Genomic DNA, 13,855 nt, shown 5'->3' with positions numbered 1-13,855 from the left:
GGATTTACACAGGGAGAGTTGTCTCCTCGCACACGTATGCAGTCTCTGATACCCTCGCCCACCGCACACTCGACCACTTGACCATCGCGTTTTTTGGAAGGAAACAAAAAATCGGGCTTAAAACCTCCATTTAAGGAAGAACTATGAAATTGGATCGAAACTCAGGCGGCAGGATCACCCGATAATGGTTTAACAAACCTCTCATTGAAATAGTTCCCCTCCTCTTTGCCCGTCGGCACAAAATCTGCAATCTTTACAGTCGAAACTTGCTGAGAAATTAGCCTTGCTACCTCCTCTACATAGTCAAGATCAGCACTTACACCCGACAACCTAAATACTTCCATACCTAATGGGGTAACTGAGTAAGCTGGGATACTAATCATCTTCGAAGCGTCGGAGTCTTCAATAATAATAATTTTAGCCCCCGCAAACATATAGTTGACATATCGATCAGAAGCCCTGGACGAATACTGCATTTGCAGACCCAAGGATTCTACCCCAGCAATCAACCCGAGATTCTGCAACAGCAAGAAGTCTTTAAAAACAACCCCCTTAGACTTATAGAAATCCTCAAGATTCTTTGCAATTGCGTTTGTAATAACGAACCTAGCAACTCTCTCGATGACCTCTGCCTCCCCCCTGGACAGGCACTTTAAAAACTCCAGAGTTCTCATTGAGTAGGTTCCAGGCTTCTTCACCTCGCCAGCAAGAACCTTTCCCCATAAAGCCTGCAACTCTTCCGACGAAACTCTCCCTGCATACTCTCTCCAAGCAAAAATCCAGTCTCCATCTATATCTTCATCAACCGAATCCTCAGCACCAGATGAAAGCTCTGTCTCTGCGTACATAATCGCTTTTGCTACGTTTATCTCTCTTTTAACTGACTCAGACTTTGCGGCTGAAACAGCCAAATCAACGACACTTATATCTCCCACATCTGGCTCAATTTTTTCAAAGGCATCGCCAACTCTGCCTCTATTATCCGCAAGCAGCTTAACGCTACCATCCGAACAGTACACAGCCTCCCCGGAAGCTATTTTCTTCACATCTAGCTCTGTTTGAGCAATTAGGAGCATTTCAGCTCGTCTCGTTTGAAGTCGTTGCTTATCAAGACGCTGCTCATGCCATGGCCGCAGTATTCCACCAATACCTTTATCGACCAACGACTCCCACATTTTTATGATTAAATCTTCGCCCAGCATTTTCATGGATCCCACCGGTGCTCAAATCAAGGTCAGAGTCGGAGTTTCTTCATCGCTATCCGTGCATAGCCTCGCCGTCGCAATCACTTTTCCGGACTGGAAACTCAAACCAAATCAAAAGGCCACTATACCGCGACAAACAAGAAAGCCAATCTCCCCAGAACGGCGAAATTGACTAGAGATGGACGGCATGGCACCTGTCACCGACGCTGTGGCACGGCTAAGCATTGAAGTGAGCTTGGAGAGGAGAAATTCTGTCGACTAGAATGCCCAGCATGGTGCACCACTCAGGTGTACCTAAACGCTGTTCCACTCTTCGATTTTTGGCGAGAAAAGTCTTTTAGAATTAAAGACTTAGAAACTGGAGGTGGACCCTACCAGCCACACCCCGGCACTCGATGTCACCGCTGCGGCTGCTCCCTTCCGGGCCTGACCGGGTTCACGGCTGATCAATGCGAGGGGACCGGCAGGGCCACCATAACGCTGCCCGCCTGGCGACGGGCCGCGCCATTGTAGCGACTAAACGCAAAGTTACAACCGCTTCAATCACTTAGATTCGTCGGTTGCCTATTCAGACACGGAAACGGCCCACCAGCTGGGCCAGCCCATGGGACAGCTCGGACAGGTGTCGGCTGGCGCGGGTGCTCTGCTCCGAGGTCTGCGCCGCCTCGTTGGACAGGTCGCGGATATCGCTGATATTGCGCGCGATCTCCTCGGTGACGCTGCTCTGCTCCTCGCAGGCGGTGGCGATCTGCGCGGCCATGTCGTTGATGCGCTGCACCGAATCGCCGGTGACGCTCAGCGCCTGGTCGACCCCGGCGGCCTGTTCGACGCTCTGCCGCGCCCGCGCGCTGCCCGAATGGGTGGCCTTGACCGCGTTCTGCACGCCGACCTGCAGGCGCTCGATCATCTGCTGGATGTCCTTGGTCGATTCCTGGGTGCGCGCCGCCAGGGCGCGCACCTCGTCGGCGACCACGGCGAAGCCGCGACCCTGCTCGCCAGCCCGCGCCGCCTCGATGGCGGCGTTGAGCGCCAGGAGGTTGGTCTGCTCGGCGATGCCCTTGATCACCGCCAGCACCGCGCCGATGTTGGCGGTTTCCTGTTCCAGGGTCTGGATGGTGTCGGAGGCGCTCTCCACCTCCTGGGCCAGCTGGCGAATCGAATGGATGGTGGCGCCGACCACCTCGGCGCCCTCGCGCGACTGCACCTCGGCATGGCGTGCGGCATCGGCGGCGTTCTGCGCGTTGCGCGCCACCTCGTGCACCGCCGCGCTCATCTCGGTGGCGGCGGTGCTGACCTGATCCACCGCGGCATGCTCGCTGCTGATCAGCCGATCGTTGGCCGCGGCCATGCCGGCCAGGCTCTGCGCCGAGTCGGCCACCTCGCCGGTGACCCGGCCGACTTCCTTGATCAGCGGCTGCAGCTTGTCGAGAAAGCGGTTGAAGGCATGGCTGAGCTTGCCCAGCTCGTCCTTCGACAGCACGTCGAGGCGCACCCGCAGGTCGCCGTCGCCATCGGCGATCTGCTCGATGCGGTACAGCAGGTTGTGCAGCGGCCGGGTCACCAGCAGCGGAAAGCCCAGCACCAGCACCAGGCACACGCCCAGGCCGATGGCGATGATCAGCCCCTGCTGCCAGGCCAGTGCCTCGCCGCGGGCGATGGCGGCGGTGCCTACCGCGTTGGCGGCGCCATCTTCCAGCTCGCCGAGCTTGTCGATGGCGGTGCGCGCCGCCTCGAACTGCGCCTCGCTGTCGCCGAAGCTGAGCCGGCTGGCGCCGTCCGGATCGCTGGCGGCCAGTTCCAGCACCCGCTGCGAGGTGGCCTTCCAGCGCTCGAAACCGCGGTCGAACTCGGCCACCAGCGCCAGCGCTTCGCTGCCCGGCTGCATGTCGGCGAACCTGTGCACGCGGTCGTAGGCCTGCTGCAGGTTCTCGGCATGGGCCGCCTTGAGCCCGGCGACATGCGCGCTGGCGCCTTCGCCCAGCAGGCTGCGCTCGGCGACGAAGGCCTGATAGAGGTCGCGGTCGGCGTTGAGCAGCAGGCTGATGGCGGGCAGATGGCGGTTGGTCAGGGTGGTGCTGGACTCGGCCACCTGGGCGATACCGCGCATGCCGAGCACGCCCATGGTGACCAGCAAGGCGGCCAGCAGCAGGATGGGCAAGGCGATTTTCCAGCGAAAGCCGAGGTCGGCGAAGGCGCGCAACATGATGGCACTCCGGTACTAGCCAGGTACCAGTAGCTTAGACGAGGCGCACCGGCGCACCGCCCGGCCGACCAAATGCCGCGACAAGCCGCGGCTTTCGGCTAGCCTTGGCTGGCACCCCGCGCAACTCGTCGCATCCCGCAGTCCGGCCCTGATGAGCAGTCCCGAGGCACGCGCGCACCCGTTCAGGAGCGCCCATGGCCAACCCGCACAGCCCCTTCCACCCGATCATCTACGTGCGCGGCTACGCCATGACGCCCGGCGAGATCGACCAGACCAGCGCCGACCCCTTCTGCGGTTTCAACCTCGGCTCCACCGTGTACCGCGCGGTGGCGGAGAAGACGCGTCAGCCGCGCAAGTTCGTCTTCGAGTCGCCGGTGATCCGCCTGGCCTCTGAGTTCGGCTACCAGGACGTGTACGAGGACGGCTACGACATCCTCGACCCGGAATGGGCGGCCAACCCGGACAACCGCATGGGCAGCCGCTCGATCATCGTCTACCGCTACTACGACGAGGCCTCGCGCCTGCTCGGCATCGGCAGCACGCCGAGCCTGGAGGTGTTCGCCGGCAAGCTCGGCGAGCTGATCCTCAAGGTGCGCGAGCTGGTCTGCGGCAACCCGAAGAACGCCATCGCCGCCGCGGACTTTCGCTGCTACCTGGTCGCCCACTCCATGGGTGGCCTGGTCTGCCGTGGCCTGCTGCAGAACCCCAAGCTCGACCCCAAGGGCGCGGCGAAGCTGGTGGACAAGGTGTTCACCTATGCCACCCCGCACAACGGCATCGACCTGCTCGGCATCAATCCGCCGAGCTGGCTGAGCCTGAGCGACATCAGCAATTTCAACCGCGAGCGTCTGGCCGGCTTCCTCGGCCTGGAGGCCGCCTACCAGGCCACCGAGCGGGTTGACTGGCTGCCCGAGGCGCGCTTTGCGTCCAAGCGCTTCTTCTGCATGGTCGGCACCAACCGCCTGGACTACGAGGCCGGCCTGGGCCTGTCGCGCACCTTCGCCGGCCACGGCAGCGACGGCCTGGTGCGCATCGACAACGCCACCCTGTGCGGCCTCGACGCCCAAGGCAAGCCGGGCGCGCCCTGCGCCAAGGCGTTCGCCTACCGCGCGCATTCCGGCTACTTCGGCATAGTCAACAGCGAGGAGGCCTACCAGAACCTCAGCCGTTTCCTGTTCGGCGACGTGCGCGTGGACATCTGGGCCGAGGTCGACGCCATCGCGCTGCCCAAGGAACTGCGCAAGGCCGACGCCCAGGGCCAGACGGTCAACGCCCTGTATCAGTTCGAGGTGCTCGCCGCGCCGCGCGGCAAGCTGTGGTACCTCAGCCGGCGCACCGCCGAGGAGGACTCGGTGGCCTGCCTGGCGCACCAGCACTGGCTCAAGGCGCCGAAGCAGCACGGCAAGCTGTACCTCGGCAGTCTGTTTCTCGCCGACCGCGCGCGGGTCAACCAGCGGCGCAAGGGCCTGGCCTACACCCTGACGTTCAACGTGCGGGTGCCGGACTACGAGGTGGAGCGCAAACTCTGGGTCAACCAGCACTACGAGGGCAGCTACCTGTTCCGCAACAGCCTGGTGCTGGAAATCACCCCGCCCGGCGCCGCCGGCGGCGACTGGCAGGTGCACCACGCCTGGCAGAACCAGGGCGTGCATGCCGCCAACCAGGCACTCGGTGGCACCCTGCAGGCCGACGGCAGCCTGGAAATTCGCCTGCCCTTCGACAGCGCCAGCGAGCCGGGCATCCGCGGCCAGCTGCGCTTTTTGCTCACCCGCTGGAACCAGCAGCCCGGAGCCGACGACTAATGCCAGTTCACCGCCGCGCCCGAGCGCCGGCTTTTGTGCTAGCGTTCCCCCGCTTTCGGCCACAGCGCCCGGGCCAGAGAGACCCGGCACCGCGGCCGAAACCCTCACCCGAAAATGGAGTTACATCATGGCAATCACCAAAGACCAACTGATCGGCGACCTGGCCGAGGCCATCGACCTGCCGAAGACCTCGGTACGCGCCCTGCTCGATCAGCTGGGCGAAATTGTCAGCGACGCGCTGGAAAACGACGGCGAGATCACCCTGCCCGGCGTCGGCAAGCTGAAGGTCAGCGAGCGCCCGGCACGCACCGGCCGCAACCCGCAGACCGGCAAGGCCATCGAGATCGCCGCGAAGAAGGTGGTCAAGCTGGTACCGGCCAAGGCGCTGACCGACGCGCTGAACTGAGTCCCCGCCGGCCGCGGCTGCCATCAGCCGCGGCCGACTCCCGCCCCCTTCCGCCCTCCCCGCGTGCACGCACAATCACCCTGTGCGGTTTTCGACTAGAGTGAACAGGCCGGCACGCAGACGCTGCCCGCCGCCTCGGCAGCCGTGAAGTTGGGGGGAACCGTGCGCACGCTGATCGCCTGTCTTTTCTGCCTACCCTGGTTGAGCGGCTGCTCGAGCCTACCGCCGAAGGACGACCTGCTCGCCAAATCGGCCGAGCTGCTGAGCAAGACCGGCGAGCTGATCAGCCAACAGGCGCAGAACCTGGGCAACTGGGGCGCCTCGCAGAACAACGCGCAGTACGACCAGGAACTGGCGCAGCTGTTCGACCAACCCTATATCGCCCCGCTGACCCGTTACCTGAACCAGCATGGCAGCGACGCCAGCCGCGCCGAACACCTGCGCCAGGTGGTGGAAGAACGCCAGCGCCGCTGCCAGCAAGTCGCCAGCCGCTACGCCGAACGCGACAAGACACCCGCCACCCTGCAACAGATGCGCGCCAGCTACGGCGACTCCTGCCAGGAACAGATCGAACAGTTCGCCGCCCTGCTGCCGCCTGCCCGGCCAGGCACGACGCCGCGCCCCGCCGCCAGTAGCGCCCAGCCGCGCCCCCGCGACGCGTCGGCAGCCGCGCCCGTCGCGAGCGGCATCGACCGCCAGCAGGCCAACGACTGCTACCTGCTGTTCACCATCAAGAACTACAGCCAGGCCCGCGACGCCTGCCTGGGGCCGGCCGAAGCCGGCGATGGCAAGGCGCAGTACAACCTGTCGGTGATCGCCAGCAGCCTCAAGCGCTACCCCGAGGCGCTGCACTGGGCGCGCCGCGCCGCCGAAAGCTCGCCCGACGGCCGCTACCAGCTCGGTCAGCTGTACCTGCGCGGCCAGGGCGTCGAGCAGAACCCGGCCAGCGCCCTGAACTGGTTCGAGCAGGCCGCAGAGCAGGGCCTGGCACGTGCCCAGTACCAGAGCGCGCAGATGTACCAGCGCGGCCAGGGCGCCGCGCCGAACCCGAGCAAGGCCCGTCAACGCTTCGAACAGGCCGCGCGCCAGGGGCATCGCGACGCGCAGCTCGCCCTCGGCCTGCTCTACCTGCACGGCGAGGGCATCGCCGTCAACAACGACAAGGCGCACGACTGGCTGCTGCGCGCCGCGCGCCAGGGTAGCGCCGCGGCGCAGTACCAGCTCGGCGAGCTGTATGCCGAAGGCCGCGGCGTGGCCCCCGATGCCGCGTCCGCCTTTGTCTGGCTGAGCCTGGCCCGGGACAACGGCGAGCCGCGTGCTGCGGCTAGGCTGCAGCAGCTGCGCGTGCAGCTCGACGACGGCCAGATCGCCCAAGCCCAGCTGCAGGTGCGCCGGGCCCTGGAGCAGCAGCGCTGATGCTCGCCCTGCCCCGACTACCCGGCGTGCCGCTGAAATCCTCGAAGCAACTGCTGATGCTGCTGGTTCTGCTGCTGGTGGCGCTGTTCATCGCGGCGATGTGGGTGATGTCCTCGCTCAACCTGGACTTCTCCCAGCGCGCCATGGCCGAGCTGCGCCGCGGCCAGATCGAGGGCAGCTTCTACGCCAACCTCGGCCGCATCAACGGCCACCACCGGCGCATGGAGCAGCACACCGAGAACCTCGCGCGCATCGGCGAGTTGCTGCAGCGCAATGCGCTGGCCGACGAACTGGCGGCGCAGCTGGAGCAGAAGCTGCGCGATTTTCCCGATGCCTTCGGCGTCGGCCTGTGGTACGAGCCGGGGCGTTTTCCGGCGCTGGGCGAAGCCCCCGGAATCTATGCCCATTGGAGCGCCGACCGGCGCATCGAGGTGCGCCGCCAGGTCGGCGATCCACGCCAGCAGGACTGGTACCGCAGCCTGCTGCCCAGCGAGCAGGATCGCAGCCAGGCCCTGGCCGAGCCGCTGCTGTGGAGCGCCGCCTACTACAACCCGCTGCCGGATGCCGCGGTGATCACCCTGGCCACCCCGCTGCACGACCGTCGCGGGCGCATCATCGGCCTGGCCAGCAGCGACTGGCGGAGCGAGGACGTGGTGCGCCTGATCAGCGACATCAAGCTCACCCCCAACACCTTTTCCTTCCTGCTCGACCGCGACAACCGCAAGCTGAGCAGCCTCAGCGAGCAGGAAGACACCCCGGCCGCGCAGCGCATCATGGACGCCATCCTCGCCGAGCAACTGGCCCGCGCCGCCGCGCCCGGGGCGAACGGCGGCGAACGCGCACCGCTGTACAGTCGCGAGCTGCAAATCGACGGCGAGCGCTATGCCCTGCTGTTCGCCATGACCCGCGCCAACATGCTGTTCGGCCTCGGCGTGCCGCAGAACGAGATCGACGCGGTGCTGGCGCCGATGCGCCAGAGCAACTACCGCATCCTCGCCGTCACCGGCCTGGTGCTGCTGGTGCTCGGCGCCCTGCTGCTGCGCCTGATCGCCAGCACCATGCGCCAGCTGGAGGCGTCCTACACCGACCCGCTGACCCAACTGCCGAACCGCGCCCGCCTGCTGCTCGACCTCGGGCGCACGCCGCGGCCGAGCCTGATCCTGCTCAACCTGGACGCCTTCAAGGAGATCAACGGCTTCTATGGCCACGCCTGCGGCGACCAGATCCTCCGCCACCTCGGCGCGCACCTGAGCCAGCACCTGCGCCTCGACGCTGGCCAGGCGCGCCTGTACCGCCTCACCGCCGACGAGTTCGCAGTGCTGCTGCCGCGCCACAGCGGCGAGCAATTGGAGGCGCGCATGGCCGAGCTGGGCGCCTTTATCCAGCGCCAGCGCCTGGACTGGCAGGGCCAGGAGATCGGTTTCAACGCCACCCTCGGCGCCGCCAGCCTCAGCGCCGACGAGGCGCGCCAGGGCCGCGACAGCCTGCTCGCCTCGGCCGCCATCGCCCTCAAGCTGGCGCGCCTGCAGCAGAAGAACCACCTGCTCTACGACCCGGCGCTGAAGATCCGCGAGGAGTACGAACAGAACCTGCTGTGGGCCAACAAGGTCAAGGCGGCGCTGCAGGACGACCGACTGCTGCCCTATTTCCAGCCGATCCACGACAACCGCAGCGCCAGCATCGACAAGTTCGAGTGCCTGGTGCGCATGCGCGACGACGACGGCCAGGTGATCAACCCGGGGCGTTTTCTCGGCGTGGCGAAGAAGATCCGCCTGCACCGGCAGATCACCCGGGTGATGCTGGACAAGTGCTTCGAGCGCTTTCGCGAGCTGCCCTACGAATTTTCCCTCAACCTGTCCTACGAGGACCTGATCGACCCCGAGCTGAGCCGGGCGATCAAGCTCAAGCTGCAGCAGAGCGGCATCGGCCCGCGGCTGATCTTCGAAATCCTGGAGTCCGAGGGCATCGACAACTACAGCCAGGTGCGCGCCTTCATCGACGAGGTCAAGGCACTCGGCTGCCGCATCGCCATCGACGACTTCGGCACCGGCTACAGCAACTTCGAGCACCTGCTGCGGCTCAACGTCGACCTGATCAAGATCGACGGCAGCCTGATCCGCCAGCTCGACAGCGACCCCGACGCCTACGCCGTGACCCAGGGCATCGTGCAGTTCGCCCGCAGCCTGAAGATGCAGACGGTGGCCGAGTTCGTGCATTCGGCGGCGGTGCAGGAGAAGGTGCTGGCCCTGGGCATCGACTACTCCCAGGGCCAGCATATCGGCATGCCGCAGGCGCAGCTGCAGACCGCCGTGGCGCCGCAGTCACAGCGCTGAGCGAGGCTGCGGCAGAACGCCGGCTACTCGACTACCTGCAACTCGGTGACGATATAGCGGTTGCCTTCCTGGCGCGCCTGGAAGCGCACCTGATCGCCGGCCTCGACGCCCTCGAGCAGACTGGCCGGCTGCACCTCGAAGACCATGGTCATCGGCGGCATGCCGATGCTGGCGATGGGACCGTGGCGCAGGGTGATTTTCTGCGCGGCGGCGTCCACCTTGCGCACCTCGCCCTGGCTCAGCGGCGCGGGGTCGGCGGCCTGCAGCGGCAGGCTGAACAGGGCGGCCAGGGCCGCGATCATCAGTTGCTTCTTCATGCGTGTTTCCTCTCTTAGGTCAGTCGGCCAGCACACGGATGGTGCCAACCATGCCGGCCTGGTAGTGGCCGGCGATCAGGCAGGCGAAATCGAATTCGCCGGCGCGGTTGAAGGTCCAGATCATTTCGCCGCTCTGCCCCGGCGCGATGTGGGCCATATAGGGCTCGTCGTGCTCCATGCCGGGAAACCTGGCCATCAGCGCGGCGTGCTCGTCCAGTTCGGCGCGGGTGCCGATGACGAATTCATGGAGCATCTGCCCGTCGTTGCGGTGGACGAAACGGATGGTCTCGCCCTGCCTGACCTGTAGATGGTCCGGGGTGAAGCGCATCTGGTCGGTCATGCGGATCTCGATGGTGCGGTCGACCTGCGCCGCATCGCCGGCAATGCCCCAGGGTTTCTGCTCCTTGATCGTCGCGGCGGCCTGATGGCCCTTGTGCGCCTCGCTGTGGGCCAGCGCCGCCGGGCTGCCCAGTAATCCGCCCAGGGTCAGTACCAGTAGCTGTAGTGATTTCATCGATGCATTTCCTCAAATTGCGTTATGGCCGGGCGGCACATGCCAACCCGATCCCCGTCAATGCCCGGCATGCCCGCCCGGCTTGCGCACCTGCACTTCCACCGGCGTCTCGAGCGGCTGCTTGAGCGGCATCGACTGGCCACCGCCGTCGTGCGAGCGGCTCGGGCTGGCCAGTGCGCCCTTCCACTCATGGGCCACGGTGCCGGCCGGATGCTTGAACCAGCCCGGGTCGCGGTAGTCGCCGGCGGCCTGCTCCTTGCGCACCTTGAGCATGGTGAACATGCCGCCCATCTCCACCGAGCCGAACGGCCCGTCACCGGTCATCATCGGCACGGTGTTGTCCGGCAGGGGCATCTGCATTTCCGCCATGTCGGCCATGCCGCGCTCGCCCATCACCATGTAGTCGGGCACCAGCTTGGCGATCTTGCGCGTCATGTCGCGGTGATCGACGCCGACCAGGGTCGGTACGTCGTGGCCCATGGCGTTCATGGTGTGGTGGCTCTTGTGGCAATGCAGCGCCCAGTCGCCCTCCTCGTCGGCGATGAATTCGACCTGGCGCATCTGTCCCACCGCCACGTCGGTGGTCACCTCAGGCCAGCGCGAGCCGACCGGGGTCGGCCCGCCGTCGGTGCCGGTGACCTCGAACTCGTGGCCGTGCAGGTGGATCGGGTGGTTGGTCATGGTCAGGTTGCCCACGCGCAGCCTGACCCGCTCGCCCTGGCGCGCCACCAGCGGGTCGATGCCGGGGAACACGCGACTGTTGAAAGTCCACAGATTGAAGTCGAGCATCTGCATAATCTTCGGCGTGTAGGCACCCGGCTCGATGTCGTAGGCACTGAGCAGGAAGCAGTAGTCGCGGTCCACCTCGTTGATCAGCGGATGGTGCTCCTTGGGATGGGTGACCCAGAAGCCCATCATGCCCATGGCCATCTGCACCATTTCATCGGCGTGCGGGTGGTACATGAACGTGCCGGGCCGGCGGGCGACGAACTCGTAAACGAACGTCTTGCCCACCGGGATCGCCGGCTGGGTCAGCCCCGACACGCCGTCCATGCCGTTGGGCAGGCGCTGGCCGTGCCAATGGATACTGGTGTGCTCGGGCAGCTTGTTGGTGACGAAGATGCGCACGCGGTCGCCCTCCACCACCTCGATGGTCGGTCCCGGCGACTGACCGTTGTAGCCCCACAGGTGGGCCTTGTACCCGGGCGCCAGCTCGCGCACCACCGGTTCGGCGACCAGGTGGAACTCCTTGACGCCGTTGTTCATACGCCACGGCAGGGTCCAGCCGTTGAGGGTGACCACCGGGTTATAGGGCCGCCCATTCTGCGGTTGCAGCGGCGGCTGGGTGTCGGCGCTGGCCTGCAGCACCGGTTCGGGCAGGGCCGCCATGGCCACCCGGCTGACCGCCGAGCTGGCCACCGCGGCGCCGATGGCGCCGGCCCCGAGGAAGAAATCGCGTCGTGAAACCATAAGGGAAATCCTTGTTCAGTGGCCGCCGGCGGCCGGCTCGGCGGCAACCATGGGGGCACTGCCGAGCGAGGGATTGGGGGCGCCCAGCAGGGCCATGTCGAGGTCCGCACGGGCCAGCCAGAAGTCGCGCTGCGCCTGCAGGTAGCCGTCCACCGCCTGCACCTGGCGCCGCGCATCGGCGAGCAGGTCGAAAGTGCCAATGAACATGCCGTTGTAACGCAGCAGGTTCTCCTCGGCGATGCGCTGACGCAGCGGCAACACCTCGGCACGGTAGTGGCGAGCCAGCTCGAAGGCATTGCGGTAAGCGTGATAGGCCTCGCGCACCTGCGAGCGCGCGTTGATCGCCGTCTCGGCCGCGCGGTTGAGCGCCTGGCGATACTGCGCCTCGGCCCGCGCCACCTTGGCGCCGCTCCAGTCGAACAGCGGCAGTTCGACGCTGATCTCGTAGCCGCGCTGGGTCGGCTCCTCGTTGGAGCGATTGTTGACCACACCCAGCTCCAGCACGTTGATGAAGCGTGTGGTGCGGGTCAGACCGAGGTTCTGCGCCAGACGCTCGGCATCCAGGCGCACGGCCTGGATGTCCTGGCGCTGGTTCATGGCCAGGCGCTCCACGTCAGGCAGTTCGTCGGCACGGTCCGGCAGCGCCGGCAGGCGCTCGGGCAGGCGGTAGTCGAGCTGCTCGCCCCACAGGCCGAGCAATCGGGTCAGTTGTTCGCGGCTGCGCACCCGCGCCTGCTCGGCCTGGACCACCCCGATGCCGGCCTCGGCATAGAAGTTTTGCTGCTCGGCCTGCTGCAGCTTGCTGAAATTGCCCACCGCCGCCAGGCGCCGGGCCAGTTCGGCGCCGGCTTCGGCGGCGTCCAGCACCTGCCGCGCGTAGACCAGGCTCTCCTCGGCGGCGACCGCCTGGTACCAGGCCTTGCGCGTCTCGCTGGCCAATTCGAACACCGCCAGGCTGGTCTGCCGCTGCAGCTGCTCGAAGCGCCGCCCTTCCAGGCGCGAGGTCAGCGGCAGGGCGATCAGGCGCGCCAGGTTCAGGTGCAGGCCGCGCTCGTATTCGACCTCGCTGCCCTTCTCCAGACGGCCGTAGGAGAAGCCGGGATTGGGCAGGCGCCCGGCCTGCACGCGCTCGGCCTCGCCGATGCCCAGCTCGTCGAAGGACGCCTGCAGGCCGCGATTGTTGAGCAGCGCCAGCTGCACCGCGGCGTCCAGGCTCAGGGGTTCGGCCAGCAGCTCGGCGACGCGCGCCTCGATCTGCCCGCGCCCGGCCTCGTCCCGCGCCCACAGCAGCTGCTTGTCCAGCTGGCGCTCGGCGTTTTGCTGCACCGGGTCGAAACCGCCGTCCTGGCTGAAGCCGGCGCAACCGGCCAACAGCAGCGCGGCGCAGAGCAGCACGGCGGATTTAATGGTGGTCATGGCCACCTCCCTCGGCGGGCTCGGCACCCTGCTCGGCCGGCTGCTCCCAGCCCTCCATGCTGTAGGTGCGCCAGCCGCCGATACGGCCGACCAGATCGTTGGCCGCGCGCCAGTCCTGCAACGGCTCGTCGGCCTGGGCGCGGTAGTACTGCAAGGGTGAACGGTAATCCTGCGCCGGCACGGCGGCGTTGGCGTCCAGCGGGTCGGGCTGGGCCGCCATCAGGATGCCAGGCAGCGCCAGGGCGGCGATGCCCAGCAGCCATCCGGCAAGGGAATGCAAAGTCATGATGTGTTCTCGCGTACGGCGGCCAGACGGCCGCGTGAGCTACAGGCGCCGCAGGACGGCGCTACCTAAGGGGCTCAGGCGAGAGAAAGACGCGGGGGGCGTTCGGGCGTGTCGGCCACGCCGACGATAAGGCGGTCGGGCCAGGCTACGGCCGGTTCGACGGTTTGCAGGGCAGAGTCGTTCAAAAAAGGCTGGCTGGGCGCGGCGACGCCGACGCAGAAGGCGCACAGGGTACAGAGGCTGCCATCGCCGGGAGCCTCGCTGCTGGCAGCAGGCGCGTCATCCTGATGCGCGTCATGCGCGCTATCGGCCGTCATGTCGTGGTGCTCGCCATGCTCGCTGCCGCTCATCTGCAGGGCGCCGCTGCGATGCACCTGCTCGCACAACTGCATGCCGAGCGCCGCCATGGCCTGTGCCGGCAGGGCCAGCATCAGCATCCAGATCAGGGCGGTACGCAGGGATTTGCGCATGGGGGTCGCGAGGCCAG

Annotated in this window: 12 protein-coding genes and 1 other RNA gene; 4 read left to right on the top strand and 9 right to left on the bottom strand. The window is 66.0% G+C overall.

From position 1 onward, the window contains the following. Positions 1 to 161: 161 nt before the first annotated feature. From AC1G9C_RS09590 to AC1G9C_RS09580, 3 genes are all read right to left on the bottom strand, one after another. The gene (locus tag AC1G9C_RS09590; RefSeq protein WP_397497332.1) at positions 162 to 1,208 is read right to left on the bottom strand and encodes a DUF2806 domain-containing protein; all 1,047 of its coding nucleotides are present in this window, start codon (positions 1,206 to 1,208) and stop codon (positions 162 to 164) included. Positions 1,209 to 1,574: 366 nt separating this feature from the next. Beyond that, an RNA gene (ffs, locus tag AC1G9C_RS09585) (signal recognition particle sRNA small type) lies at positions 1,575 to 1,671 on the bottom strand. A gap of 102 nt (positions 1,672 to 1,773) precedes the next feature. Continuing rightward, complete coding sequence (locus tag AC1G9C_RS09580) at positions 1,774 to 3,408, bottom strand: methyl-accepting chemotaxis protein (protein ID WP_480410034.1); 1,635 nt, start codon at positions 3,406 to 3,408, stop codon at positions 1,774 to 1,776. A 194-nt stretch (positions 3,409 to 3,602) separates the two neighbouring features. Here AC1G9C_RS09580 and AC1G9C_RS09575 point away from each other — a divergent pair, with 194 nt between their 5' ends. From AC1G9C_RS09575 to AC1G9C_RS09560, 4 genes are all read left to right on the top strand, one after another. Further along, a complete protein-coding gene (locus AC1G9C_RS09575; RefSeq protein WP_480410033.1) occupies positions 3,603 to 5,210 on the top strand; it encodes a hypothetical protein in 1,608 nt (535 codons plus the stop codon). Positions 5,211 to 5,337: 127 nt separating this feature from the next. Then, a complete protein-coding gene (locus AC1G9C_RS09570) occupies positions 5,338 to 5,616 on the top strand; it encodes an HU family DNA-binding protein (RefSeq protein WP_021443254.1) in 279 nt (92 codons plus the stop codon). Between the two features lie 162 nt (positions 5,617 to 5,778). Continuing rightward, entirely contained in the window at positions 5,779 to 7,032 is a 1,254-nt protein-coding gene (locus tag AC1G9C_RS09565; RefSeq protein ID WP_480410032.1) for a tetratricopeptide repeat protein, read from the top strand. Continuing rightward, a complete protein-coding gene (locus AC1G9C_RS09560; protein ID WP_480410031.1) occupies positions 7,032 to 9,365 on the top strand; it encodes an EAL domain-containing protein in 2,334 nt (777 codons plus the stop codon). The genes AC1G9C_RS09565 and AC1G9C_RS09560 overlap by 1 nt, the downstream gene beginning before the upstream one ends. 23 nt (positions 9,366 to 9,388) lie before the next feature. Here AC1G9C_RS09560 and AC1G9C_RS09555 read toward each other — a convergent pair whose 3' ends face one another. From AC1G9C_RS09555 to AC1G9C_RS09530, 6 genes are all read right to left on the bottom strand, one after another. After that, complete coding sequence (locus AC1G9C_RS09555) at positions 9,389 to 9,682, bottom strand: copper-binding protein (RefSeq protein WP_480410030.1); 294 nt, start codon at positions 9,680 to 9,682, stop codon at positions 9,389 to 9,391. A 19-nt stretch (positions 9,683 to 9,701) separates the two neighbouring features. Further along, entirely contained in the window at positions 9,702 to 10,196 is a 495-nt protein-coding gene (locus AC1G9C_RS09550) for a cupredoxin domain-containing protein (protein ID WP_457790433.1), read from the bottom strand. Between the two features lie 57 nt (positions 10,197 to 10,253). Then, positions 10,254 to 11,666: a multicopper oxidase family protein gene (locus AC1G9C_RS09545; protein WP_480410029.1), complete on the bottom strand. Its 1,413-nt coding sequence runs from the start codon at positions 11,664 to 11,666 to the stop codon at positions 10,254 to 10,256. A gap of 15 nt (positions 11,667 to 11,681) precedes the next feature. Further along, the gene (locus AC1G9C_RS09540; RefSeq protein ID WP_480410028.1) at positions 11,682 to 13,082 is read right to left on the bottom strand and encodes a TolC family protein; all 1,401 of its coding nucleotides are present in this window, start codon (positions 13,080 to 13,082) and stop codon (positions 11,682 to 11,684) included. Beyond that, on the bottom strand, positions 13,069 to 13,368 hold the full coding sequence (locus AC1G9C_RS09535) for a hypothetical protein (protein ID WP_480410027.1): 300 nt from the start codon (positions 13,366 to 13,368) through the stop codon (positions 13,069 to 13,071). Before AC1G9C_RS09535 ends, AC1G9C_RS09540 begins: the two co-directional genes overlap by 14 nt. A gap of 74 nt (positions 13,369 to 13,442) precedes the next feature. Next, a complete protein-coding gene (locus tag AC1G9C_RS09530) occupies positions 13,443 to 13,838 on the bottom strand; it encodes a hypothetical protein (RefSeq protein ID WP_457790425.1) in 396 nt (131 codons plus the stop codon). Positions 13,839 to 13,855 lie beyond the last annotated feature (17 nt).

Source organism: Pseudomonas sp. ABa2, from assembly GCF_056676075.1.
Note: the sequence above shows the minus strand (reverse complement) of the source record. Positions and strands in the feature narration are given on the sequence as shown.